Annotated in this window: 24 protein-coding genes; 8 read left to right on the top strand and 16 right to left on the bottom strand. The window is 49.7% G+C overall.

Annotated elements, in window-relative coordinates; all coding sequences use genetic code 11:
- Positions 1–130 precede the first annotated feature (130 nt).
- Complete coding sequence (locus GJV52_RS08545) at positions 131–1,660, top strand: helicase HerA-like domain-containing protein (protein ID WP_100563075.1); 1,530 nt, start codon at positions 131–133, stop codon at positions 1,658–1,660.
- Positions 1,661–1,922: 262 nt separating this feature from the next.
- Here GJV52_RS08545 and GJV52_RS08540 read toward each other — a convergent pair whose 3' ends face one another.
- Together GJV52_RS08540 and parE are read right to left on the bottom strand one after the other, a co-directional pair.
- Positions 1,923–2,483, bottom strand: a complete 561-nt coding sequence (locus tag GJV52_RS08540) for a cysteine hydrolase family protein (protein ID WP_100563073.1) — start codon at positions 2,481–2,483, stop codon at positions 1,923–1,925.
- A gap of 186 nt (positions 2,484–2,669) precedes the next feature.
- Positions 2,670–4,649: a DNA topoisomerase IV subunit B gene (gene parE, locus GJV52_RS08535; RefSeq protein ID WP_095503723.1), complete on the bottom strand. Its 1,980-nt coding sequence runs from the start codon at positions 4,647–4,649 to the stop codon at positions 2,670–2,672.
- A 230-nt stretch (positions 4,650–4,879) separates the two neighbouring features.
- On the opposite strand from parE, the gene GJV52_RS08530 reads away from it, so the two are divergent.
- A complete protein-coding gene (locus tag GJV52_RS08530; protein ID WP_195690032.1) occupies positions 4,880–5,134 on the top strand; it encodes a hypothetical protein in 255 nt (84 codons plus the stop codon).
- Between the two features lie 145 nt (positions 5,135–5,279).
- Here GJV52_RS08530 and GJV52_RS08525 read toward each other — a convergent pair whose 3' ends face one another.
- Positions 5,280–5,804 carry an RNA pyrophosphohydrolase gene (locus tag GJV52_RS08525; protein WP_095503725.1) on the bottom strand — a complete coding sequence of 175 codons (525 nt, stop codon included), beginning with the start codon at positions 5,802–5,804 and terminating at the stop codon, positions 5,280–5,282.
- Between the two features lie 336 nt (positions 5,805–6,140).
- Here GJV52_RS08525 and GJV52_RS08520 point away from each other — a divergent pair, with 336 nt between their 5' ends.
- Positions 6,141–7,289 (top strand): polyamine ABC transporter substrate-binding protein, encoded by a 1,149-nt coding sequence (locus tag GJV52_RS08520; RefSeq protein ID WP_100563070.1) that lies wholly within the window; start codon positions 6,141–6,143, stop codon positions 7,287–7,289.
- Between the two features lie 106 nt (positions 7,290–7,395).
- Here the strand turns inward: GJV52_RS08520 and GJV52_RS08515 are convergent, their stop codons facing one another.
- The 4 genes from GJV52_RS08515 to GJV52_RS08500 form a co-directional block, all read right to left on the bottom strand.
- A complete protein-coding gene (locus GJV52_RS08515; protein ID WP_100563068.1) occupies positions 7,396–9,057 on the bottom strand; it encodes an electron transfer flavoprotein-ubiquinone oxidoreductase in 1,662 nt (553 codons plus the stop codon).
- Positions 9,058–9,195: 138 nt separating this feature from the next.
- Positions 9,196–10,110, bottom strand: a complete 915-nt coding sequence (locus tag GJV52_RS08510; RefSeq protein ID WP_100563066.1) for a metal ABC transporter solute-binding protein, Zn/Mn family — start codon at positions 10,108–10,110, stop codon at positions 9,196–9,198.
- Between the two features lie 82 nt (positions 10,111–10,192).
- Complete coding sequence (locus tag GJV52_RS08505) at positions 10,193–11,068, bottom strand: metal ABC transporter permease (RefSeq protein ID WP_095503217.1); 876 nt, start codon at positions 11,066–11,068, stop codon at positions 10,193–10,195.
- 98 nt (positions 11,069–11,166) lie between these two features.
- Positions 11,167–11,892 (bottom strand): metal ABC transporter ATP-binding protein, encoded by a 726-nt coding sequence (locus GJV52_RS08500; RefSeq protein ID WP_095503218.1) that lies wholly within the window; start codon positions 11,890–11,892, stop codon positions 11,167–11,169.
- A gap of 268 nt (positions 11,893–12,160) precedes the next feature.
- Between GJV52_RS08500 and GJV52_RS08495 the strand changes: the two genes are divergently transcribed.
- Together GJV52_RS08495 and cytX are read left to right on the top strand one after the other, a co-directional pair.
- Positions 12,161–12,463 (top strand): DUF2288 domain-containing protein, encoded by a 303-nt coding sequence (locus GJV52_RS08495; RefSeq protein WP_100563064.1) that lies wholly within the window; start codon positions 12,161–12,163, stop codon positions 12,461–12,463.
- A 190-nt stretch (positions 12,464–12,653) separates the two neighbouring features.
- Positions 12,654–13,853: a putative hydroxymethylpyrimidine transporter CytX gene (gene cytX / locus GJV52_RS08490; protein ID WP_100563062.1), complete on the top strand. Its 1,200-nt coding sequence runs from the start codon at positions 12,654–12,656 to the stop codon at positions 13,851–13,853.
- A gap of 129 nt (positions 13,854–13,982) precedes the next feature.
- On the opposite strand, the gene GJV52_RS08485 is transcribed toward cytX, so the two are convergent.
- From GJV52_RS08485 to GJV52_RS08465, 5 genes are all read right to left on the bottom strand, one after another.
- The gene (locus tag GJV52_RS08485; protein WP_195690031.1) at positions 13,983–15,359 is read right to left on the bottom strand and encodes an alanine/glycine:cation symporter family protein; all 1,377 of its coding nucleotides are present in this window, start codon (positions 15,357–15,359) and stop codon (positions 13,983–13,985) included.
- Positions 15,360–15,633: 274 nt separating this feature from the next.
- Entirely contained in the window at positions 15,634–16,002 is a 369-nt protein-coding gene (apaG, locus tag GJV52_RS08480; RefSeq protein ID WP_095503222.1) for a Co2+/Mg2+ efflux protein ApaG, read from the bottom strand.
- A gap of 107 nt (positions 16,003–16,109) precedes the next feature.
- A complete protein-coding gene (locus GJV52_RS08475; RefSeq protein WP_095503233.1) occupies positions 16,110–16,598 on the bottom strand; it encodes a phosphatidylglycerophosphatase A family protein in 489 nt (162 codons plus the stop codon).
- Positions 16,591–17,556 carry a thiamine-phosphate kinase gene (thiL, locus tag GJV52_RS08470; protein ID WP_095503223.1) on the bottom strand — a complete coding sequence of 322 codons (966 nt, stop codon included), beginning with the start codon at positions 17,554–17,556 and terminating at the stop codon, positions 16,591–16,593. Before thiL ends, GJV52_RS08475 begins: the two co-directional genes overlap by 8 nt.
- A 283-nt stretch (positions 17,557–17,839) precedes the next feature.
- The gene (locus GJV52_RS08465; protein WP_095503224.1) at positions 17,840–18,583 is read right to left on the bottom strand and encodes an OmpA family protein; all 744 of its coding nucleotides are present in this window, start codon (positions 18,581–18,583) and stop codon (positions 17,840–17,842) included.
- A 443-nt stretch (positions 18,584–19,026) separates the two neighbouring features.
- Between GJV52_RS08465 and GJV52_RS08460 the strand changes: the two genes are divergently transcribed.
- On the top strand, positions 19,027–19,977 hold the full coding sequence (locus GJV52_RS08460) for a CysB family HTH-type transcriptional regulator (protein ID WP_095503225.1): 951 nt from the start codon (positions 19,027–19,029) through the stop codon (positions 19,975–19,977).
- Positions 19,978–20,060: 83 nt separating this feature from the next.
- Here GJV52_RS08460 and fnr read toward each other — a convergent pair whose 3' ends face one another.
- Positions 20,061–20,795, bottom strand: a complete 735-nt coding sequence (fnr, locus tag GJV52_RS08455) for a fumarate/nitrate reduction transcriptional regulator Fnr (RefSeq protein ID WP_095503226.1) — start codon at positions 20,793–20,795, stop codon at positions 20,061–20,063.
- 143 nt (positions 20,796–20,938) lie between these two features.
- Between fnr and hemN the strand changes: the two genes are divergently transcribed.
- A complete protein-coding gene (gene hemN, locus GJV52_RS08450; protein WP_100563059.1) occupies positions 20,939–22,345 on the top strand; it encodes an oxygen-independent coproporphyrinogen III oxidase in 1,407 nt (468 codons plus the stop codon).
- Positions 22,346–22,468: 123 nt separating this feature from the next.
- On the top strand, positions 22,469–22,720 hold the full coding sequence (locus tag GJV52_RS08445; RefSeq protein WP_095503228.1) for a DUF1289 domain-containing protein: 252 nt from the start codon (positions 22,469–22,471) through the stop codon (positions 22,718–22,720).
- A gap of 58 nt (positions 22,721–22,778) precedes the next feature.
- On the opposite strand, the gene GJV52_RS08440 is transcribed toward GJV52_RS08445, so the two are convergent.
- From GJV52_RS08440 to GJV52_RS08430, 3 genes are all read right to left on the bottom strand, one after another.
- Positions 22,779–23,420, bottom strand: coding sequence for a site-2 protease family protein (locus tag GJV52_RS08440; protein ID WP_095503229.1), 642 nt, complete (start codon positions 23,418–23,420; stop codon positions 22,779–22,781).
- Positions 23,421–23,592: 172 nt separating this feature from the next.
- Positions 23,593–23,877: a hypothetical protein gene (locus GJV52_RS08435; protein WP_100563057.1), complete on the bottom strand. Its 285-nt coding sequence runs from the start codon at positions 23,875–23,877 to the stop codon at positions 23,593–23,595.
- Positions 23,864–24,424, bottom strand: a complete 561-nt coding sequence (locus GJV52_RS08430) for a hypothetical protein (protein ID WP_154212885.1) — start codon at positions 24,422–24,424, stop codon at positions 23,864–23,866. The genes GJV52_RS08435 and GJV52_RS08430 overlap by 14 nt, the downstream gene beginning before the upstream one ends.
- Between the last annotated feature and the right edge of the window lie 40 nt (positions 24,425–24,464).

Below are 24,464 nucleotides of genomic sequence, written 5' to 3'. Positions count from 1 at the left end.
GACGGCCTGTTCCTATTGCCTTAAAGGCCGTCTGAAAAATCCAACACCCGCGCCAATGTCATTGCACCCTGCTTCATTTCATAAGAAAATAAGCGTTTACCTGATTATCCGAATCCGAGAGGAAAACTGCATGACCACCTTCCCTATCGCCCGCGTCGGCGACGTCTCTCTTGAAATTCAAGGCAAAATGGCCAACCGCCACGGCCTGATTGCCGGCGCGACCGGTACCGGTAAAACCGTGACCCTGCGCCGCATGGCCGAAGCCTTTAGTAACCAAGGCGTACCGGTGTTTTTGGTAGACGTTAAAGGCGACTTATCCGGCATTTCACAAGCCGGTGCCGCCAGCGGCAAGGTGGGTGAACGCATTGCCGAATTTGGGCTGGGCGATGAGTGGCTGCAAAATTTCCCCGTGCGCTTTTGGGACGTATTCGGCGAAACCGGTATTCCCGTGCGCGTGACCGTATCTGAAATGGGCCCGATGCTGCTGGCACGTTTGATGAACTTGAACGACACCCAAGAAGGCTTGCTGAATTTGGTATTCAAAGTGGCCGACGATCGCGGCTGGCACATTTTGGATTTAAAAGATCTGCGCAGTATGTTGAAACACGTTTCCGATAATGCCGCCGAATACCGCACCCAATACGGCAACGTCTCCGCCGCCAGTATCGGCGCGATTCAACGCCAACTGTTGACCTTGGAAAACGAAGGTGCCAATGATTTCTTTGGCGAGCCGGCGCTGAATTTGGAAGACTGGATGCAGTCTGAAAACGGCAAAGGCGTGATTAACATCTTGAATTCGGAAAGACTGATGCGCTCGCCGCGCATGTACAGCGCATTTTTGCTGTGGATGCTGGCCGAATTATTTGAAATGCTGCCCGAAGTCGGCGACCCAGAAAAACCAAAATTTGTGATGTTCTTCGACGAAGCGCATTTGATGTTCGACAACGCCGCGACCGCATTGGTGGAACAAGTCGAACAAGTGGTGCGCCTGATTCGCTCCAAAGGCGTAGGCGTGTATTTCGTGACGCAAAACCCGCTCGATTTGCCGGATACCATTCTCGGTCAATTGGGTAACCGCGTGCAACACGCGCTGCGTGCCTTTACACCACGCGACCAAAAAGCCGTGCGCGCTGCTGCCGAAACCTTCCGCAGCAATCCGAACATCAAAGTTGCCGAAGCTATCGCCGAACTGGGCGTGGGTGAAGCCTTGGTGTCCTTCTTAGATGAAAAAGGCATGCCGGCACCGGTGGAACGCGCTTATGTCTTGCCGCCGCAATCCGCGCTGACCCCGCTATCCAAAGAAGAACGCGATGCCTTGTATCAACGCGACGATCTGTATCCAACCTATAAAGACATGATCGATAACTACTCTGCTTTTGAAGCCTTGGCCGAACTCGACAGCGAGCAAGCCGCGGCCAAACAAGCGGAAGAAGCTGCCAAAGCGCAGGTGCAAGCCGAAAAAGAAGCGGCCAAAGCCCAAGCCAACCAAGACCCGGGCTTACTCGGCGGCTTTATCGGCGGATTGACTGGTGGCCGTAAAAAACCCGGCCAAGGTGTAGGCTACAACGTAGCCGATGCCGTCGGCAGCCAAATCAATCGCCAAGTGACCAACGCCATTTCACGCAGCGTGATGGGCATTATTAAAAATCTGTTGAAATAATCAGTGAAAACAAAGGCCGTCTGAAATGTTCAGACGGCCTTGATTTTTGTAAAACTCTTTCAAAAGCGAATACACACCAAACCGCCGTCATTCCCGCGCAGTCGGGAATCCATTTTTCAGTATAGCAAGCTTTTGAATAAAATAGGTTTCTTAGATGCCGCGATGAATTCCCGCCTGCGCGGGAATGACGACTTTAAGGTTTTTATTGGTGATTCTTGAGGTTTTACAAAGGTTTCGGCCTTTTTTTATATCAAACCAATCATCAAACCAATTTTGCCAAATTATCCGCAGTATCCACATTGGCATAAGCAAACGCCAATGCCGACATATACGCCGCGTGCACATCGGCCGCAGCCACGGTTTTGCCGCCAAATTCCAAATCGCGTGTCGCGCACGCATCATGGGCAACATGGCATTGGTAGCCCAAATCAGCCGCCGCACGGGTAGCCGCATCGATACACATGTGGCTCATCGCGCCGACAATCAGCAAGCGTTCAATGCCCTGCGCCTGCAATTGCGCGTGTAAATCGGTGGTACCGCGAAAACTGTTGATTTCATGTTTGGTGATGACTGCTTCACTTGCTTGCGGTTCAAATAAAGGATGGAACTGCACGCCATCGCTGTTTTCCGCAAAAAACGGTGCATTCTCGCCGGCAAACACATGGCGCACATGGAACACGGGCAAGTTTTTGTTGCGAAACACCTGCAACAATTTCGCGCCCTGCTCCGCCGCAGCTTCGGTGCCAACCAAAGGAAATTTGGCGCCCTCAAAGCTTGGGAAATAATCGTTTTGGAAATCGACAATCAATAATGCAGTTTTCATGTTACAGCTCCTTGCGGTGTAAAAGATGGGAATCAAAACCGCAGTCTAGCCGTAATTGGATGGTGTTAATAGTGTGTTTTAAATCAAAAAACAAAAGAATCGGGTCAAAAATAACCCGATTCTTTTGTTTAGGCCGTCTGAAAAAGATAACTTGATTTCAGACGGCCTCCATTACAATCCACTCAATCAAATATCCACTTCCGCCGTATCGCCTTCTGCCTCCATCCACGCGCGGCGGCTGGCGGCTTCGCCTTTGCCCATCAGCTTCACGAAAATATCGTAGGTCTCCTCGCTGCTGCCTTCGGGAATCTGCACTTGCAACAGTCGGCGGGTGTCGGGGTGCATGGTGGTGTCTTTGAGCTGGTCGGGATTCATCTCACCCAAGCCTTTGAAGCGGCTGATAGAATAGGCGGTTTCTTTTACGCCTTCTTTTTGCAGGCGCTCTAAAATGCCGTCGAGTTCGGCCTGGTCGAGCGCGTAGAATTTACGGGCGGGTTTGGATTTGCCTTGCGCGTTCACATCCACGCGGAACAACGGCGGCTGGGCAACATAAATATGGCCGTCTGAAACCAGTTTCGGGAAATGACGGTAAAACAGGGTCAGCAGCAACACTTGAATATGCGAACCGTCCACATCGGCATCAGACAAAATGGCGATTTTGCCGTAGCGCAAGCCGCTTAAATCTGGGTTGTCATTCACGCCGTGCGGATCGACACCGATGGCCACGGAAATATCGTGGATTTCCGCATTGCCGAACAGTTGGTCGGGATGCACTTCAAAACTATTCAATACCTTACCGCGCAAAGGCAAAATGGCTTGGGTGGCTTTGTCGCGCGCCAGTTTGGCCGAACCGCCGGCCGAGTCGCCCTCAACCAAAAACAGCTCGTTTTCGCGCACGTCTTCGCTTTCGCAGTCGGTGAGTTTGCCCGGCAACACAGCCACGCCGCTGCCTTTTTTCTTCTCGATTTTTTTCACCGAGCGCATACGCGCCTGCGCCTGTTTGATCGCCAATTCGGCGATTTTTTTACCGGCTTCGACATTCTGATTCAGCCACAATTCCAACGGGTCGCCCGATACGGCGGCCACCAGCTTCAGCGCATCGCGGTTGGTGAGTTTGTCTTTGGTTTGGCCTTGAAATTGCGGGTCGAGCACGCGCGCGCTCAAGACAAAGGCGACTTTGTTGAACACGTCATCGCTTTGCACTTTCACGCCGCGCGGCAATAAATTGTGCAGCGTGATGAAGTTGTTGACGGCGTTGAACACGGCTTGCTTCAAACCGGCTTCGTGTGTGCCGCCGAGCGGTGTCGGAATCAGGTTGACATAGCTTTCATTGGTGCACGTGCCTTCTTCCAGCCAAGTCAGCGCAAAAGCCGCCCCCTCGCCCACAGCAAAATCGCTGTCGTGGCCGTCTGAAATATAGTTTTCGCTGGCAAACAGCGGCACGGCTTCCTGTGCTTCGCTGATTAAATCCATCAAATAGCTTTTCAGGCCGTTGGGGTAATGCCATGTTTGCGTTTGCGGCTCGCTTTCGTCTTTTACCGGACGCGTCAGCGACACGGTCACGCCCGGCAGCAACACGGCTTTGGCGCGCAACAGGCGTTCTAATTCGGGAATGCTGTATTGCGGTGATTCAAAATATTTGCCGTCCGGCCACACACGCACTTCGGTGCCCGAATCTTTCACCGCACATTTGCCAATTTCGCTTAAGGGTTCAATCACATCACCGCCGGCAAACACGATGCGGTGGATTTTGCCTTCACGCTTAACGGTGACTTCCAAGCGTTTCGACAGCGCATTGGTCACCGACACACCCACGCCGTGCAGGCCGCCTGAAAAAGCATAAGCACCGCCGTCTTTTTTATTGAACTTGCCGCCCGCGTGCAATTGGGTAAACACCAGCTCCACCACCGGCAGACCTTCCACCGGATGCATACCGGTCGGAATACCACGGCCATTGTCGCGCACAGACAAAGAACCGTCGTCGTGTATCGTCACGCTGATTTCGCTGGCGAAACCGCCCAAGGCTTCATCGGCAGCATTGTCGATGACTTCTTGACAGATATGGGTCGGGCTGTCGGTGCGGGTGTACATGCCCGGACGCTCTTTCACCGGCTCCAAGCCTTTTAAGACGGTAATACTGGATTCGGAATAGTGTTTTTGAGTCATGATGTTTTTCTAAAGCAATGCATTCAGACAGGCCGTCTGAAAATGTGTTCGGTAAAGATTCGGTAATGCGGCAACGGCAAAAGCGGGATTTTAACATGTTTCGCCGCTTTCAGACGGCCATCGCACCGATTATGCCCGCCGCCTGAACAAAGATTAACCCGCAGCCGTATTTACCCGCAGGCGGATTGATTATAGACTGAAACCATTAATCATTTATAAAAAGGATGAAGATGAAAAAGTCATTATTAGCCTTGGCCTTATCCGGGCTGCTGTTGGCTGCGTGCGGCGGCGATAACGACCGTGAACGCGACGACGAGCGCAACGACACACGCTTCGAGCAATCCGACCGAGACCGAGACCGCGACAGCGATGACGATCGTGACGACCGCGATCGTGATGATGATCGCGATGACCGTGATGACGACCGTGAGCGCGATGAACGTGACGATAGAGATGACGACGACCGCGACGATGATCGCCGCTAAGGGGCTGATCCTTAGGCTAATACAACAGAGCAGATGCCGTCTGAAACAGCTTCAGACGGCATCTGCTCTTTTTGTTTGTGATGATGGCTTGAGTTTAACTATTTAGAAAACACGCATACATTCAGACGACCCAAAAGTGCTTACCTTACTTCTCTTTTTGCTGCTGAATACGCTGGGCAAATTCGCCATAAGTTTCCACGCTGCGCACAAAGCGCGATAATTCCGTGAGCGCACCCAAATACACATCGCGTTTGAAATCAATCACTTCATCTACCGGCGCCCAATAATCGTGCCAACGCCAGCCGTCAAACTCGGGATGGTGCGTGGCGCGCAGGTTGACATCGCTCTCACGGCCGACCAAGCGCAGCAAATACCAAATCTGCTTCTGACCGCGGTATGAACCGCGCCATTCACGGCGCACCCAGTGCGTCGGCACATCGTAACGCAGCCAGTCGCGCGTGCGGCCTAAAATTTTCACGTGTTGCGGCAACAGGCCCACTTCTTCCAGCAATTCGCGGTACATCGCCGTTTCTGGACTTTCGCCCGGCTTGATGCCGCCTTGCGGAAACTGCCACGAATGCTCGCGCACACGCTTGCCCCAAAATACTTGATTCTTATCGTTCGTAAGGATAATACCGACATTGGGGCGATAGCCTTCTCTGTCTAACACGGTCTCGCCCTTTAAAAATTTAATCTGCCGATTTTCCCACAAATCATACGGTTTTGACAAATCAACACAACATTTCTGAGGCCGTCTGAAAAATTTTATCGTTTGCAGATAAACCCATAGCAAAAAACACCCGTAAAAGTGTCATTTTACCGCTTTTAAACTATTGCATTTGCAAGGTTTTTAACGTTTAATGCAAGCTTGCTGAATCAAGGACGGCACGAGGTATCTAGCGCCTGCCGCCCCCACCACAGTTTCCCTTTTGTATGTGGTTTAAAGGTTAAATCCTTTGCCCACCGCTGCAATTTATTCCATTTCCCGACAAAAGGACTGTACACCATGAAAAAAACCTTCCTCACCGCCTGCATCACCTTAGCATTGGCGGCCTGCGGCGGCTCTGAAAAACCGGCTGAAACCGCCGCGCCACAAGCCAGCGAACCGCAACAAGCCGCACCGCAATCCAGCAATCTGAATATCTACAACTGGTCTGACTACGTCGATCCGCAAACCTTGGCCGATTTTGAGAAAAACAACAACATCAAAGTCCGCTACGATTATTACGACAGCAACGAAGCCTTGGAAGCCAAAGTATTGACCGGCAAATCCGGTTACGACTTGGTTGCCCCATCTATTGCCAATGTCGGCCGCCAAATCAAAGCCGGCGCGTACCAAGAAATCGACAAGAGCCAGATTTCCAACTACAACAACATTGACCCTGATCTGCTATCACTGATGGCCAGCGTTGACCCGGGCAACAAATATGCCGTGCCTTATTTCTGGGGCATCAACACCTTGGCGATTAACAAAGACTTGGTTGCCAAAGCTTTAGGCAGCGATGCATTGCCTGAAAACGAATGGGATTTGGTGTTCAACCCTGAATACACCGCCAAGCTGAAATCTTGCGGCATCAGCTACTTAGACAGCGCCATCGAGCAAATGCCGCTGGCCTTGAACTACATCGGCAAAGACCCGAACAGCGAAAACGCCGACGACCTCAAAGCCGCGGTTGACATGATGAAAAAAGTGCGCGGTGACGTGAAACGATTCAGCTCGTCAGGCTACATCGACGACATGGCCAACGGCAACTTGTGCGTGGCCGTGGGCTACGGCGGCGACTTGAACATCGCCAAAAACCGCGCCATCGAAGCCAACAACGGCGTCAATCTGCAAGTATTGACCCCGAAAACCGGTGTAGGCATTTGGATCGATTCTTTCATGATTCCGCGTGATGCGCAAAACGTGGCCAATGCACACAAATACATCAACTACACGCTTGACCCGCAAGTAGCGGCGAAAAACGGCACATTCGTGACCTACGCTCCTGCCAGCCAACCGGCGCGTAAATTGATGGATGCCAAGCTTTCAGAAGACACGTCTATCTTCCCAAGCAAAGAAGTGATGGACAAGAGCTTCGTGATTTCACCAAAATCACCTGAAACCAGCAAATTAAGCGTACGCTTGTGGCAAGGTTTGAAAGCCGGCCAATAAAGTGAGGCTTTAATAAAGAAGGCCGTCTGAAACATTGTGTTTCAGACGGCCTTTTCGTTTGATAAACAAAAATTCAACACCAGTAAGCCTAACTTTTCAGGCGGACTTACATCGCACCATAATTCGGCCCGCTTGCCCCTTCTGGACAAATCCATACGATATTCTGCGTCGGATCTTTAATATCGCAGGTTTTGCAATGCACACAGTTGGACGCGTTAATCTGCAATTGCGGTGCACCGTTTTCCTCCACGATTTCATACACCGCCGCCGGACAATAACGCGTTTCCGGCGAAGCATATTCTTTGTGGTTGATGTCGATCATCACTTGCGGATTTTTCAAGGTCAGATGGCTCGGCTGGTTTTCTTCGTGCGCGATATTGGCCAGAAACACGCTACTCAAGCGGTCGAAAGTCAACACGCCGTCCGGTTTCGGGTAGTTAATCGGTTTGCACGCGGCGGCTTTTTTCAGTTGGTCGTGGTCTTTGCCGTGGTGTTTGAAGGTAAACGGCAAGCGGCCTTTGAAAAACAATTGCTCCATACCGGTGTACATCACGCCGAACAGCAAGCCCCATTGGAACGACGGGCGCACATTACGCGCGGCATACAATTCGGTATGTGCCCAGCTTTGGTCGAACAAAACGCGGTATTGCACCGCTTCTTTGCCCTGCTCCACGCTTTCGACTTCTTCCAAATTATCCAAAATCGGGAACACGGCTTCGGCGGCCAGCAAGCCTGATTTCATGGCGGTGTGAATGCCTTTGATGCGCGGCATATTCAGGAAACCGGCTGCATCGCCGACCAATGCACCGCCGTTGAATGAAAGCTTGGGAATACTTTGATAACCGCCTTCAACCAAAGCACGCGCGCCGTATTCAATGCGGCGGCCGCCGGCAAAGGTATCGCGGATGGCTGGATGGGTTTTAAAGCGTTGGAATTCTTCAAATGGCGACATATAAGGATTTTGGTAATCCAACCCGACCACAAAGCCGACGGCAACCTTATTGTCATCTAAATGATAAAGGAACGAGCCGCCGTAGGTTTTGGTGTCGAGCGGCCAACCGCTGCTATGCAACACCAAGCCTTGTTGGTGTTTTTCCGGCGCGACTTCCCAAATTTCTTTGATGCCAATGCCATAAGTTTGCGCATCGCTGTTTTTATCGAGATCGAAACGTTTAATGATTTGTTGGCTCAATGAACCACGGCAACCTTCGGCAAAAAGGGTTTGCTGCGCCCAAAGTTCCATACCTGGCTGGAAATTGTCGGTCGGCTCACCATCTTTGCCCACGCCCATGTTGCCGGTGGCGATGCCCTTTACCGAACCGTCGGCGTGATAAAGAATTTCCGAAGCAGCAAAGCCCGGGTAGATTTCCACACCAAGCTCTTCCGCCTGTTCGCCCAACCAGCGTACCAATTCACCCAAGCTGATGATGTAGTTGCCATGGTTGTCGAAATTGGGGGTAACCGGTAGCGGAATGGCACGTTTTTCAGTCAGGAATAATACTTTGTCTTGCGTCACTTCCACGCGCAACGGCGCACCGCGCTCTTTCCAATCGGGCAGTAATTCCGATAAGGTAATCGGGTCAATCACCGCGCCGGATAAGGTATGCGCGCCCACTTCGGAAGCTTTTTCCACCACGCACACGCTGATTTCGCGCTCGGCGGCTTGGGCAAGCTGCTTGAGTTTGATGGCAGCCGACAAACCTGCCGGACCTGCCCCCACAATCACAACATCGTATTGCATGCTGTCGCGTTCAATGGTTTCTATCATGGTTGGTTCCTGAATTTAAAATATATATAGATTTTTAATATATTATACAGCCATATCATATTGTTACCAAACGCTACAAGGCCGTCTGAAAAACAACTTGTTTTTCAGACGGCCTTGTATTATTACCTTATCCAGCCATTATTTTTTCATGGCATCGGTCATGATTTTCACATTGTAGCGGTACATGCCGACATAGGTATTGGCAGGCGCATTGCCCAAAGCGTCAGAATACAACTGACCACTGACTTTCACGCCGGTTTCTTTGGCGATGCGGTCAATCATGCGCGTGTCTTTGATGTTTTCGGTGAACACGGCTTTAATCCCTTCTCGTTTGATTTGGCGGATAATCGAAGCCACCGCTTTAGCCGATGGCTCTGCCGCGCTGCTCACACCTTGCGGAGCGATGAAATTGATGTTGTAGCGTTTACCCATGTAGGCAAATGCATCATGGCCGGTTAACACTTTGCGTTTGCCCACCGGCACGCTGTTGAACGCGGCTTGGGTGTCGCTGTGTAATTTTTTCAGCTGGTTTTGATACGCAGTCAAACGTTGCTCATAATAGGCTTTACCCGCCGGATCGGCTTTAACCAACGCGTCAGATACGTTTTTCGCATAGGTGACCATCAACACAGGGTCGGTCCAAACATGCGGGTCGAATTCGCCGTGGTCGTGATGGTGATGGCCTTCGCCTTCACCGTGATGATGATGGTGATGGCCGCCTTCCGGTGCTTTCAATGGCTGGATGCCTTTAGTGGCTTCGGCAAACGGCACCTTGCTCTGCTGCACGGCACGGCGCACATCGGCACCTTCCAAGCCCAAGCCGTTCAATAATACCAATTTGGCCGCGCGGATTTTCTTCACATCGCCGCTGGTCATGTGATAAGCATGCGAATCTTGGTTTGGACCCACCAGATTGGTCACCGCCACACGCTCGCCCCCCACCTGCTTGGCCACATCACCCAAAATGCTGAAGCTGGTCACCACCGGCAAAGGCGCTGCATAAGCCGCACCGGACAACAACGCCGCAATAACACCCAATTTCCATTGTTTCATGTTTTATTCCTTTTGATATAACGTAACATTTCAGCCATTTTAAAACAGCCTGCCCGGTTAGACAAGCAGGCCGTCTGAAAAATCAACCGACTTTGTGGCGGCGGCGTTTCAGCCATTTGGTGACCACACCACCTTCCCAACCGAACACCACAGAGAAGACATACAACACGCCGCAGCACAAAATAATCGCCGGCCCCGATGGAATTTCGATGTGATAAGAAAACAGCAAGCCGGCAAAACCGCACAGCAGAGCAATCAAAGCCGCCATCGAAATCATCATGCCCATGCTTTTCGCCCACAAGCGCGCGGTAATCGCCGGCAGCATCATCAAACCGACCGACATCAGCGTACCGAGCGCTTGAAAACCGGCAACCATGTTCATCACCACCAGCACCAAAAACAACACATGCCAAAAGCCGCCCTTGCCGTTGACCGCCTTTAAAAACAGCGGATCAATGCTTTCCAACACCAGCGGCCGGTAAATCACCGCTAAGGCCAGCGCGGTAATCGACGCGGCTGCCGCAATCAGCGTCAACGCCGCCACGTCCACCGCCAACACCGAGCCAAACAGCAAATGCAGCAAATCGACGCTGTCGCCGTTTTTACTCACCAGCACCACGCCGATGGCCAAGCTGGTTAAGTAAAAAGCCGCGAAGTTGGCATCTTCTTTTAATGTGGTAAAGCGGCTCACCAATCCGGCCAGCAAGGCCATCAACAAACCGGCCACAAAGCCGCCGATGCTCATTGCCGGCAAGCTCAATCCGGCAAACATATAGCCGATAGCCGCACCTGGCAACACGGCATGACCCAAGGCATCGCCGACCAAACTCATGCGGCGCATTACCAAAAATACGCCCACCGGCGCGGCGCTCAACGCCAAGCAGAAAATCGAGGCCAGCGCATAGCGCATGAAATCGAATTCAACAAAAGGCTCGATGAATAATTCGTGAAAATTCATGATGGATTTCTATGATAGGCCGTCTGAACTTCTTTCAGACGGCCTGAATATTGAGAGATGGTTTCAAGCGTTTGATTGATTTGAGGCCGTCTGAAACATTATGCCACGCACCAATCGACCGATTCTTGCTGCTGCATGGCGGCATTGGCTTGCAGCAGATATTCGTCGGTTAACACATTTTCTGTGGCACCGGCGGCAATTTTTTCCCGTGCAATCAGCAAAGTTTCAGGAAAATACGCGCGCACTTGTTCATAATCATGCAACACCGCAATCACCGCTTGGCCGCTTTGATGACAGCGGCGCAACACATCGAGCAAAGCATAAGTGGTGCGCGCATCGATGTGGTTAAACGGTTCATCCAGCAGCAAAAACTTAGCGTTTTGCGCCAACATGCGGGCAAACAACACGCGCTGGAATTGGCCGTTGGACAAATGCGCGATGCTGCGCCGGGCAAATTCATGCATTTCCACGCGCTCGAGTGCTTCATACACCCGCTGGCGCTGCACCGCGTTCACACGGCCGAAAAAGCCGATTTCATACCACAAACCCATCGCCGCTAATTCAAACACCGTCATCGGCTGCGTGCGGTCAACTTCGGCCTGCTGCGGCAGATAAGCGATGTCTTTGCGCTGCAAACCCGCCCATTCTATCGTGCCGGTTTCGGCTTTCTCCAAGCCCATCACCGCTTTCAACAGCGTGGATTTACCCGCGCCGTTGGGCCCGAAAATCGCCCACATGCCGTTATCTGGGAACGCCATCGACACATGATGCACCGCCGGACGACGTTGATAGCTGACGGTTAGGTTATCGACGATAATGCTCATGTGCCGACCGCCCAAAAATAAATGCCCCACAGCGCACCGAGTGCGATCAGCGCAATCAGCAGCCGTTGGAACAATCCGGTTAATAAAATCGAATTCATGGTCAACCCAATGTTTTCAGACGGCCTCTGACAGGCCGTCTGAATAAATAGAAAGTTGTTAATGATACTGTATAACATTATGCTTGTAAATCCGATTCTCCAGCTACAAATCACTACATGATTTGGGTTAAAATACGCCCTTTCTCCATACACACCCGAAAGCACACATCATGTCCGCCCCCTTACTCAACGAAAAATTAAACACCGAAACCGCCCGTATCGCGTGGGCAGAATTACAACCCCATTTCGCCCGTGGCGCAGCGGTGTATGTAGCATCCGATTTGGATTTGATTGAAATCGCCCGCTACGTTGCCGACGATGCCACCGCCAAATTGCAGCCTTTGATGGCAGCCGGCAAATTCGGCGTAGTCAGCGAAGACCAAGCGCGTGCGTTTTATGCCGACAATCAGGAAATATGGGCAGTGGTGGTCGCGCCGTGGGTGTTGGTTCAACCTGTGGTTGAGGCCGTCTGAACGTATCGGCTTTTCGTTTTTTGGTTTCATTAACTCAATTTATGTTTCAGACGGCCTGACTATTCTGTTTGGCCGTCTGAAACCTTTAATCTCTCCCTAAAACGCCGTTTTGATTAGCGCTTGCGGCTGTTCATTCCTATTCCCAAGCCTTATAATCCGCTTGTTATCAGCTATCCTTGCGGGATTCATCATGACATCAAACAAACTTTCCACCGCCGCCAGCGGCCTGATTTGGTTTGGCGCGGCAGTTTCTCTGAGCGAAATCCTCACCGGCACATTTCTCGCGCCTTTGGGTTGGGAACGCGGTGTGCAGGCAGTCATTCTCGGCCACATCATCGGCTGCGCGTTATTTTTCTGCGCGGCATTAATCGGTGCGCAAACCGGCAAAAGCGCGATGGAAACAGTGCAACGCTCGTTCGGCATACGCGGTTCGGTCTTGTTTTCCAGCGCCAACGTGTTGCAACTCATCGGCTGGACGGCGATTATGATCTACACCGGCGCGCAAATTGCGGCGGCGTTGAGCGATTCGCTGTGGGGCTTCGGCTCGCAAGCAGTTTGGGGCATTATCGTTGGCCTGATGATTGTCGGCTGGCTTTACCGCGGCGGCAGCGATGTGGGTCTGCTGAAAAAAATCTCACTAGGCATGATGCTGTTGGTAACCATATGGCTGAGCGTGCGCGTATTCGGCAACACCGGCGGCATGCAAACGGTTGAAGGGCAAATGTCATTCGGCTTGGCAGTCGAGCTTTCTGCTGTGATGCCTTTGTCTTGGCTGCCTTTAGTAGCCGACTACACCCGCCGCGCCGCCAAACCGAAAGCCGCCACCATTGCTGCGACTTTGGCTTATTTTATCACCAGCACATGGATGTATTTATTGGGCTTGGGCGCGGTATTGTTTTTACAGGAATCAGATATTGCCAAGATTTTCCTGATGGCCGGTATCGGCATCGGCGGCGTGTTGGTGGTGATTTTATCCACCGTGACCACCACTTATTTAGATGCTTATTCCGCCGGCGTGAGCAGCAAAACCATTTTCAGCAAAGCCAATGAAATCCACGTCGGCGCGGTCGTGACCATCATCGGCGCTATCTTAGCAATCACCCTGCCTGTCACCCAGTTTGAAAGCTTTTTGCTGATGATTGGCTCGGTGTTCGCACCAATGGTGGCGATTTTGATTGCCGACTATTTTGTGCTCAAACACGACGCGTCAAAGCACGAATTTGATTTTGTCGGTTTAAGCTTGTGGCTAGCCGGTTTCCTGCTGTATCGCAATTTCTTAACTGGCGAAACACCGCTGGGTATTACGTTTCCGGTGATGGCGGTGATTTTTGTGGTGACGATTATTGTGCGCAAATTGATTGATGTGCGCGTGGGTGTGACGGCGAAATAACGAAATTAAGCATGTATTCAGGCCGTCTGAATGATTGGTTTTCATACGGCCTTGCTTTTGCATATCAAGCGCAACAAAAAGCCGTCTGAAACATTTCCGTTTCAGACGGCCTTTTATCCATCACCTTAATCAGTGTGGCAACTCACCACTTTTCACTTTTTGCTTAAAGTCGCGGGTTTCGCTGACAATCACTTTAGCCAACAACAGCAAGGCAATCAAGTTTGGAATCGCCATCAAGCCGTTGAAAGTGTCGGCAGCCAACCAAACCAAATCCAAGCTCAATACGGTGCCGAGCATAACAGTAGCGACATAGAACACGCGGTAGATATTGGCAAAGCCGTCGCCGAATACATAAGTCGCGCATTTTTCACCGTAGTAACACCAGCCCAAAATGGTTGAGTAGGCGAAGAAAATCAAACCGATGGTCACAATCCAACCACCCACGCCCGGCAGCAATTGCTGGAAGGTCACGGTAGTCAAGGCAGCGCCGCTCAATTCCGGTTTCACGAATTCACCACCTGCGCCCATTAAGCCCATTACCAACACGATACCGGTAATCGAACACACCACGATGGTATCCAAGAATGTGCCGGTCATTGACACCAATGCTTGGCGCACAGGGTGGTCGGTTTTGGCCGCAGCCGCCGCAATCGGAGCCGAACCCATACCGGCTTCATTCGAGAATACACCACGTGCCACGCCGTAGCGAATCACCATGCCGAGTGCACCACCGGCCACTGCTTCACCAGTAAACGCGTCACGCAAAATCAGGCTGACTGCCGGTGCAACCATGTCCAAATGCATCAGGATGATCAACAAACCACCCAACATATACAATACCGCCATCACCGGCACAATCACCGAAGCCGCTTTGGCAATACCGCGAATACCGCCCAATACCACAATCGCGGTCAACAAGGTCAATACCGCGCCGGTCAGGCTAGGTGTGATATTAAAGCTGGTTTGCACGGCTTGCGCCACTGAGTTTGACTGCACCGAGCTACCAATACCGAACGAAGCGAACGTGCCGAACAACGCAAAAGCATACGCCATCCATTTCCATTTGCTGCCCAAACCTTTTTCGATGTAATACATCGGGCCGCCGGACATTTCGCCTTTTTTGTTCTGCACACGGTATTTCACCGCCAGCACGCCTTCGCCATATTTGGTGGCCATACCGAAAATGGCGGTAATCCACATCCAGAATACTGCACCCGGACCCCCCATTACCACCGCGGTTGCTACACCGGCGATATTACCGGTACCGATGGTGGCAGACAAAGCAGTCATCAGTGCGCCGAAATGGGAAATATCGCCGTCATGGTCTTGGCCGTCTTTTTTAGGATGCGGTCGGAACGCTTGTTTTAAGGCATAGCCGAGCATGCTGAATTGCAAGCCTTTGAGCATAACGGTCAGCACTACGCCGGTGCCAACCAGCAACACCAGCATAATCGGCCCCCAGACCCATCCACTGATCACGTCGAATAATGATTTCAATGCCTCCATCAGCATTTCTCCTCTGTCATTTTTGTTAAGATGGATTTATTTCAGCATAAAGCGTTAACTTTTGCAATGTTATGTACACAATTTATGTCGTAAATCAGGAATGATTTGGGCTTTTACTCAGCTAAACCTTTATTTTAAAATTAAAAATAAAATACCAAAATCATGATGATTTTTAGCAATTTTCCAAAATAATTTAGAAAATAATGTTGAAATACGCAACAATTTATCAAAAAATGCCGCCTGAAACCACGTTCAGACGGCATTTCAATGTTAATTATTGCAAGGTAAAGCCTGCTTTAAAATCCAATTTCGGTACACCGACAATAAAGCGCTTGCCGATGCTGTTTTCAAATTCATACGCCCCTTCAATGCTGCCCCAAGGTGTGCTGATTTGCGAACCGCTGTTGTATTCGTATTCTTCGCCCGGATACAAAACCGGCTGCTCTTCAACTAAGCCCGGATGGCCGACCGATTCGGTTTCACCATGGCCATCGGTGATTTCCCAAAAGCGCTGGCGCAAGGTAACCACCTCATCGCTACGATTAAAGATGGTAATCACATAATTAAAGGCGTAACGGTCGCGATAGACGTCGCTTTGCCCAGCCACATAGCGTGACTGTACATTAATTTCAATTTGATTCATGTTGTTTACCCCGTATGGTAATATTTTTTTAGTGAGTTTTATAAAGAGCCATCATCAGATGACTTGCATTTTGCCGAGATATGCTTCCGGTCAAAATGTCGGATTGCTTACACAATCCACGCCGCAATATTCAAAACAATCAAAGTCATGAATGCCGCGATGATATCGTCTAGCATGATACCCAAGCCGCCATGTACGCGTGCATCAACCCATTTAATCGGCCATGGTTTAACGGCATCAAAAAAGCGGAACACAATGAATGCAGCTAACCACCAATGCCATTTAAACGGCACAAATGCCAAAATCAGCAGCATGGCGACGATTTCGTCCCACACTATGCCGCCGTAATCCTGAATGCCCAATTCTTTTTCAGCATGATTGCAAATCTGAATGCCCCATACAAACAGACCCACGCAAACCAATGCCAGCCACCAGCCGGTAATGCCAAGCAAAGACAGCATAAACGCAATCGGTAAGGCCGGAAGTGTGCCGAATGTGCCCGGTGCAACCGGTGCCAAACCACTACCGAAACCGAATGCGAGCAAGCATATCGGCTTTTGTTTCAGCCATGAAAACGTTGGTTTAAAATCAGCCAAAATGATCAAATCCTAAAGAAGTTAATGCAATTTCCATACGGTCTGCCATTGAGTTTATCACCTGTAGACATCCTGAATCGGTAATTTTACCGATGCACGTAATCGGTGTATTGCTGTTTTGCGCAGCGATCAATAGCGCTTCGCGACAATTTTTTGGTGCAGTAAACACCAATTCATAATCATCCCCGCCGGCTAAAGTGTATTGCAGCCATTCTTTGCGTGGCAATACTTTTTTTAATTGCGGCAAAGTCGGTATTTCATCCGCCCAAATTTCTGCACCAACATTCGATGCTGTCAAAATATGGTCGATATCTTGTGCCAAGCCATCTGAAACATCTTGTGCTGCATGTGCAAAATTCAATATTGCCTGTCCCAATCGCACACGCGGCATAGGCCTTAATAATTCCGCTTCACACAGCTGAAAAACTTCCGAAGGTAAATCACATTGTTTCAACAAGCAATTTAAAGCCGATGCGGCCAAACCAATCTTTCCGGAAACCCAAATATCATCACCAACTTGTGCAGCATCACGTCGCAGAGATTTTCCTTGCGGCAACTCCCCCACAATAGTGACATTAAAAACCAAGTCACCACGCGTGGTATCTCCGCCGATTAAAGTCACGCCGAAGCGTTGCGCCAAATCAAAAAGACTGTTGCAAAAACGACGCAACCAATCTTCATTCAATTCAGGCAAGCCTGCACTCAACAAAGCCCATCTGGGTTGAGCACCCATAGCCGCCATATCAGAGAGATTAACCGCCAGCACTTTCCATGCCAAATCCTCAGGTGCAACATTTTCAAAAAAATGCCTATTTTTTAGAAGCATATCCGCACTAAAACATAAATCATATTCGGCTTGCGGGCGGATAATGGCAGCATCATCACCAATCCCCAACACCACCTGATGGTCTTGCTGCTGGTTCTGCAGATATTTTCGAATAAAATCAAACTCTGTCATTTAAAGTCCTGAAAATTAAACCACATTTACAAGAAGAAAAACAATACTAGTAAAATTTGTTTTTATGTAAATAATTAAACTACTTAATTGATATAACATTATTTTAACGTAAAATCAAGCATCTGTATTTATCAGAAAATTCAATTTAAATCATATGCTTAATGATAAATTCAATATGCCGACAGTTAATCCTGTTCCCTTATTAAATTAAGTTTGATGATCTACCTATCCAAAATATTGCAAACAAAAAACCCCGCTAGCGCGGGGTTTTTAATCAGCCTACTTAAGGTTTGGTGTAACCATGTACGCGGCTGTGCGGAGAAGGAATCCAACCATCATCTACTGCTGGACGTTCGCCTTGCACAGTACCAGGAGCAACTTGTTTAGTTACCAAGCTGCGGATTTTCACGTCAACGCGACGATCCGGCTCAATACATGCAATCAGAGCAGCACGACGTTTCGCTTTAGAAACTTTTTTGCCCAGGTTAGCCACTTCAGCTTCACAAGTAGCAGTCATACGAGTTTGAGATTCACCCAGACCTACAGCAGAGATTTTGCTAGAAGGTACGCCACGGTTAACCAAGTAGTTAGCCACGGTGTTCGCACGACGCTCAGACAGAGCTTGGTTGTATTGCTCAGAACCCATAAAGTCGGTGTGACCTTCAACACGTACGGTTTGTACGTTGGTGTTGCTCAGACGCTGAGCCAAAGCATTCAGGTTTTCTTGAGCTTCAGGACGCAGAGTATCTTTGTCGAAGCTGAACAAAGTCTTAGCAGACAATGAAACAGTTTCATCAGCATATTCTGGCTCTTCAACTTTAGCAACGGCATCGCCACACTCAACACGGCCTTGAGTGGCTTTGTCGAAGTAGGTGTTTTTCCAGCATTCGCCGTAGTTGTTGCGCACGACTTCTTGAGATTTGCTGCTTACGGTGTAACCGTGTTTGGTATGCGCTTCACTTGCCATTGCGGTGCCAGAAGCCACCAAGGCAACAAACAATGCGCTTAATTTCAGCTGTTTGGTCATTTTATTCCCTCATCAAAATTGTTATGCAACGGATGCATAATACACCGTCACAACTTTACCAATATACAGGCCGCAGCATATAAAATGGCGGCAAATCGGATATATCAGGTTGCACTATAAAGAAGCCGAGGGCAAACTGTCAATACTCGATGCCTCTGAACAATCATGAAACTGCCTGCTTCCTGACTACCAATCATGCCGAAAAATCAAACTTGTGTCATTTATTTATGGATAAATCCCCATAAGGTTTGCTCTATCGTTGTACAAAAGCAACAACCATTTCAAAGTGCGATGATGGCTTCTTAAAACTTTCTGATGGAGAATTTAGATACTTCTTGAAAAAACAAAAGCTTCCCAAAGAAAGCCGATTCACGCCGACAAAATTAAATAAAATATGCTAAATTACGCCATATTTGTCGCACAATATCCACAACTCAAATACCATGAAATTACAACAATTACGCTACGCACTCGAAGTTTACCGCCATAATCTGAATGTCTCCGAAGCAGCCGACGCACTGTTTACTTCCCAGCCGGGTATTTCCAAACAAATCCGATTACTGGAAGAAGAGCTGGGCATTCAGATTTTTATCCGCAGCGGTAAACGCGTGGTTTCAGTTTCCCAGCCGGGCAAAGCAGTGTTGGAAATTTCCGAGCGCATTTTGCGTGATGTGCAAAATATCAAAAACATCGGCAGCGAGTTTACCGACCACGATAGTGGCGCACTCACCATTGCCACAACCCATACACAGGCACGTTATGCCCTGCCGCACATTGTGGCTGATTTTGTAAAGCGTTATCCCAGAGTTAATCTTACCATCAAACAAGGCAGTCCTTCGGCTATTGCGCAGATGGTCAGCAACGGTGAAGCCGACATTGCCATTATTACCGAAAAGCTCGACGACCATCCTGAATTGCGCAAACTTAATTGTTACGACTGGAATCATGCGGTGATCGTGCCTAAGAACCATCCTTTACTTGATTGCAGAAATCCGCTCAGCATTGAAGATTTGGCCAGCTTTCCGTTAATTACTTATGAATTCGCCTTCCATTCTAGCAGCAGCATCGCGCGTGCTTTTACCAAAGCCAAGCTGGAGCAGCCGGAAGTGGCTCTAGCCGCTGCTGATACCGACGTGCTAAAAACGTATGTCAAACTGGGCTTAGGCGCGGGCTTGATGGCAAAAATGGCTTACGATCCGCAAGCCGATCAAGATTTGGAATTGATTGATGTGGCTCATTTGTTTGAGCCGTCACCCACTTGGATTGCTATCCGTTCAGATACTTATTTACGCGGCTATACTTATGACTTTATCGAGATGTTTGCACCTCATTTAAACCGTGAAAATATCGACCGTATCTTGTATACACCGATTATGGAGGACTTCTCCATTTAAATTAGCGCGTTTGTTTATTTCCCTAAAGATAAAAGGCCGTCTGAAACACACAACTTCAGACGGCCTGTTGACATTTTCAGCCCTTACATAGCATGCGCGCAGCCGGATACCATTTTTTTCAAGGCCTGCGAGTCGAGAATCTTGATGTGTTTATGTTCCACTTCAATCAAACCTTCGTGATGGAATTTCGACAACGTGCGGCTGACGGTTTCTAGCTTCAAACCCAAATAGCTGCCGATTTCTTCACGCGACATGCGCAGGATGAAATCATTGGCGGCAAAACCGCGCGAATACAAACGATTCGATAAATTCAACAAAAATGCGGCCAAACGCTCTTCGGCACGCATATTGCCCAACAACAGCATCACGCCTTGATCACGCACGATTTCGCGGCTCATCAAGCGGAAAAAGTGGGTTTGCAGGCTTGGAATGTTTTGTCCCAACTCTTCCATGTGGGCAAACGGCAATTCACACACTTCACTGTCTTCCAAGGCCACGGCATCGCAGCTGTGGACATGCGAACAAATGCCGTCCATACCGATCAATTCGCCCGACATAAAGAAACCGGTCACTTGGTCGCGTCCGTCTTGGCTTGCCACCGTGGTTTTGAAAAAACCGGCACGAATGGCAAACAAAGAAGTAAACGGTTCGCCGGCGCGGAACAGATATTCGCCTTTTTTCAGACGACGGCTCTGACGGATAACGGCATCCAGCTGGGAAAATTCGTTAGGCATCAAACCAACCGGCAAACAAAGTTCACGCAAAGAACACGTCGAACACAATGCTTTCAATTGATGTGTAGAATTGTGTGTGGCCATAAAATACCTTTTTTATAAAACTTCTTACTGACTGAGCTTCTCTTGACTCATATCAAGACAGGTTTATCATAATGTGGCATTCTAGCAAACTAAATCGAATTTTACTAATTCGTTAAACAAAATATAAGCACAACACGACCATCATGAAAATAATTCCGATACAAAACAACGAACTACCAGAATTTGACCGCGACTTGATTGCCAAGCTTCCGGCAAGCGGCCCACGCTATACGTCTTATCCCACCGCCGACCGCTTCCACGATGGCTTTCGCGAAGCCGAATACACCCATGCGCTGCACTTACGCGGCCTAGGTGCGCTCAACAAACCTTTATCGCTTTATATCCACATTCCATTTTGCAATACCATCTGCTATTACTGCGGCTGCAACAAAATCATCACCAAAGACAAAACCCGCGCCGATGCTTATATTGAGTATCTTGAGCGCGAAATGGAATTGCTCTCCCCACATCTCAACGGCCGCCATCAATTGGCACAACTTCACTTCGGCGGCGGCACACCGACCTTCTTGAGCGACGACCAGCTTGAGCGCGTGTTTGAGATGATTCGCAAGCATTTCCAGCTGATGCCCAACGGCGAATATTCCATTGAAATCGACCCACGCAAAGTCAGCCGCGAAACAGTGCACAAACTCGGCAAACTCGGTTTCAACCGCATGAGCGTGGGCATTCAGGATTTCGATCCGAAAGTGCAGGAAGCGGTCAACCGCATTCAAAGCTTTGAAGAAACCAAAGAAGTGATTGATGCCGCACGCGAAGCCGGCTTCAAATCCGTCAGCGTCGATTTGATTTACGGCTTACCACATCAATCGGTAGAAAGCATGAAAGCCACTATTGATACTGTGCTCAGTCTCGATCCCGACCGCTTGGCGCTGTATCACTATGCCCACCTGCCACATATTTTCAAACCGCAGCGCCGCATCGACACCAATGCTGTACCGGGCAGCGAAGAGAAGCTCGATATGCTGCAATACTGCGTGCAAACTCTCACCGACCGCGGCTATGTGTTCATCGGCATGGATCACTTTGCCAAACCTGACGACGAGCTTTCCATCGCCCTGAAAGAAGGCTGGTTGCAGCGTAATTTCCAAGGCTATTCAACCTATGCCGATTGCGATTTAGTAGCCATCGGCGTGTCCAGCATCGGCAAAATCGGCAGCACCTATGCCCAAAACGAGCGCGACATCGACGCCTATTATGCCGCCATCGATGAAGGCCGCTTGCCGATTATGCGCGGCTACCAGTTGAACCAAGACGACTTATTGCGCCGCAACATCATTCAAGATTTGATGTGTCGCTTTTCATTGGATTTCCAAATTTACGAAAGCGTGTTCGGCATTCCATTCCACCAATATTTTGCCGATGAATTGGCCGACTTGCAGAATCTGGCCGAACTCGGCTTGCTGCGCTTGAAGCCGCACGGTCTGACTGTGACCCCGGAAGGCCGTTTCCTGATTCGCAATATTGCCATGGTATTCGACTACCACTTGCGCCATAAAGAAACCACGGCGAAATATTCGCAAACCGTGTAAAATGTTTTGCTTCATGACAAGGCCGTCTGAAACATATTCTGCTTTCAGACGGCCTTCTCCGTATCTCATTGACTTTACATCAATAACCGCCTACCATGACAGAAAAATGACATTTTCCCCACCATGCAACAGCCCGACTTCTTCACCATTCCCAGCCCGTGTATCGGCGTATGCGAAGCCAATGCCAAAGGCTATTGCAAGGGCTGCTTGCGCAGTCGTGAAGAGCGGCTCTATTGGCAGCAGATGAGCGATGAGCAAAAACACCAAGTCATGCGCCTGTTGAGTATGCGCAAAAACAAAATCCGCAACCGCAAACTGGATTTACTCGCCCCTGTCGATGGATCCAACGCCGAACAAATCAGCCTCGATTTTTAGGATAATCTACCAATCCACATACAACAAGGCCGTCTGAATCTTCAGATGGCCTCAGTTTTTAAATAATTAATCCAACAGATCCTGCCACCAACGACATAATCAAGTTCACCATCGGCTCGATTACCGTCCACAACACGCCGGTCATCAGCAAAAGCAGAATAATCCAAGTACCGTAAGGCTCAATCTTGCGGTATTGCATGGATTGCTTCGCCGGTAAGAAACTGTCCACGAAGCGACCACCATCCAAAGGCGGCACCGGTAGCATGTTCAGCACGAACAGCACCGCATTAATCGAAATACCGAATTGCGCCATTTTTGACATCGGAAATTGATACGATTCAGGCGCATACACCGCTGCCAATCCCCAACCAAACGCCATCACCAGATTCGACAACGGCCCGGCAATCGCCACCGTACGCATCCCCAAGCGTGCATCGCGGAAATTGCGCGGAATCACCGGTACCGGTTTCGCCCAGCCAAACATAAAACCGGTGGTAAAAAGCAACACCGCTGGCACCACCACCGTGCCAATCGGGTCAATATGCGCCAACGGATTCAGCGTCAGCCTGCCCATCTGTTCGGCGGTAGGGTCGCCCCAATAACGCGCCGCATAGCCGTGCGCCGCTTCGTGTACCGTAATCGCCAGCAACATCGGCAGCACCGCCAGTAAAAAAATACCTAAATCAAAATTCTGAAACATGGTTTTTCGCTCCGCAGAAAGCTGTTTGCGGGAAACAACTTTTCTAATATCAAGGCCGTCTGAACCGCCAAATAGTCAAGAATATAACAGATTTTGCAGATGTGGGCATAAAGTGGGGATTCAAGGTGATGCAAAGAGAGTCGGAATACCGTCTGAATGCCCGACTGATTTTTCAGACGACTGAAACAACGGTTTTCTTCTTCAGCATACACAATAAATTCTGCCGCTCTTGCTGTGCAAACAAATCTAAGCGCAGGGCAATCACACAGTTGTCCCAACCTTGTCCGTCGAGGTTGGTGCCGCCATGATGGCTGAAATAAACATGTTCGGGGGAGACATCAATCCATAATATCTCCTTGCCCCTTTTTTGATTGAGGCGGATATTTTGAATGCCGTACCAATCAAACACCGCCGTCGTTTCAAGGCCGTCGTATCTATCGCCTTCATGATGAATCAATCTGCCGAATCTGTTTTTGGTCGGCCAATCCACCGCTGCCGCACACACCATCATGGCTTGGTCTGCAATAACCGCCAAACAACAATCCGGCGCATAAACCCTGCGCGATTTGAACAAAAGGTTCATGCCGTGAATGAAAGTAAAACTGGTTACCAGCTGCAAAATAAAAGCCGGCAAGCTCGCGCGATTTTGATTGGCAGCCAGCCAAAACCAAGCTGCAGCCAACACGGCAACACCCGAAAACAACGCAATAGCGGCAAACCGGTTGCGCAGCCGCTTGGTTTTTTTTCGCCGGCATCGTCATTTGTTGCCCCTTTAGGGCAAGCGTGTCAACACCATGGCGTGGAACAGGGCGGAGTACAAACGAACGGAGGGTTCCGGTTTCGTCATAATCTGCAAAAATTTCCACCCTGAGACCGGCTTCAAAAACATGCGGAATAGAGCGGATATGCCCGCGCGTGAATTCAAATACCTTACCGCTTTCACTTACCGCCGAGCCGCAGTTGCCGCCCCATTGCGCTATCTCACCGATCATACGGCGGGTCACCGGCTCCAAATAGCCCAAATTCCACCTTTCTTTTCAAATC

It is taken from the genome of Neisseria brasiliensis (genome assembly GCF_009671065.1).
GTDB lineage: Bacteria > Pseudomonadota > Gammaproteobacteria > Burkholderiales > Neisseriaceae > Neisseria > Neisseria brasiliensis.
The sequence above is the reverse complement of the archived record's forward strand: the minus strand, read 5'-3'. Positions and strand labels throughout refer to the sequence as shown.

Excerpts from the sequence above, each read along its gene's own strand:
- cytX (WP_100563062.1), top strand. The coding sequence starts at position 12,654 with ATGACATCAAACAAACTTTCCACCGCCGCCAGCGGCCTGATTTGGTTT.
- GJV52_RS08485 (WP_195690031.1), bottom strand. The coding sequence starts at position 15,359 with ATGGAGGCATTGAAATCATTATTCGACGTGATCAGTGGATGGGTCTGG.
- GJV52_RS08500 (WP_095503218.1), bottom strand. The coding sequence starts at position 11,892 with ATGAGCATTATCGTCGATAACCTAACCGTCAGCTATCAACGTCGTCCG.
- GJV52_RS08510 (WP_100563066.1), bottom strand. The coding sequence starts at position 10,110 with ATGAAACAATGGAAATTGGGTGTTATTGCGGCGTTGTTGTCCGGTGCG.
- hemN (WP_100563059.1), top strand. The coding sequence starts at position 20,939 with ATGAAAATAATTCCGATACAAAACAACGAACTACCAGAATTTGACCGC.
- GJV52_RS08505 (WP_095503217.1), bottom strand. The coding sequence starts at position 11,068 with ATGAATTTTCACGAATTATTCATCGAGCCTTTTGTTGAATTCGATTTC.
- fnr (WP_095503226.1), bottom strand. The coding sequence starts at position 20,795 with ATGGCCACACACAATTCTACACATCAATTGAAAGCATTGTGTTCGACG.
- GJV52_RS08540 (WP_100563073.1), bottom strand. The coding sequence starts at position 2,483 with ATGAAAACTGCATTATTGATTGTCGATTTCCAAAACGATTATTTCCCA.
- GJV52_RS08440 (WP_095503229.1), bottom strand. The coding sequence starts at position 23,420 with ATGTTTCAGAATTTTGATTTAGGTATTTTTTTACTGGCGGTGCTGCCG.
- GJV52_RS08445 (WP_095503228.1), top strand. The coding sequence starts at position 22,469 with ATGCAACAGCCCGACTTCTTCACCATTCCCAGCCCGTGTATCGGCGTA.
- GJV52_RS08520 (WP_100563070.1), top strand. The coding sequence starts at position 6,141 with ATGAAAAAAACCTTCCTCACCGCCTGCATCACCTTAGCATTGGCGGCC.
- GJV52_RS08460 (WP_095503225.1), top strand. The coding sequence starts at position 19,027 with ATGAAATTACAACAATTACGCTACGCACTCGAAGTTTACCGCCATAAT.
- GJV52_RS08495 (WP_100563064.1), top strand. The coding sequence starts at position 12,161 with ATGTCCGCCCCCTTACTCAACGAAAAATTAAACACCGAAACCGCCCGT.
- parE (WP_095503723.1), bottom strand. The coding sequence starts at position 4,649 with ATGACTCAAAAACACTATTCCGAATCCAGTATTACCGTCTTAAAAGGC.
- GJV52_RS08545 (WP_100563075.1), top strand. The coding sequence starts at position 131 with ATGACCACCTTCCCTATCGCCCGCGTCGGCGACGTCTCTCTTGAAATT.
- apaG (WP_095503222.1), bottom strand. The coding sequence starts at position 16,002 with ATGAATCAAATTGAAATTAATGTACAGTCACGCTATGTGGCTGGGCAA.
- GJV52_RS08530 (WP_195690032.1), top strand. The coding sequence starts at position 4,880 with ATGAAAAAGTCATTATTAGCCTTGGCCTTATCCGGGCTGCTGTTGGCT.
- thiL (WP_095503223.1), bottom strand. The coding sequence starts at position 17,556 with ATGACAGAGTTTGATTTTATTCGAAAATATCTGCAGAACCAGCAGCAA.
- GJV52_RS08515 (WP_100563068.1), bottom strand. The coding sequence starts at position 9,057 with ATGATAGAAACCATTGAACGCGACAGCATGCAATACGATGTTGTGATT.
- GJV52_RS08465 (WP_095503224.1), bottom strand. The coding sequence starts at position 18,583 with ATGACCAAACAGCTGAAATTAAGCGCATTGTTTGTTGCCTTGGTGGCT.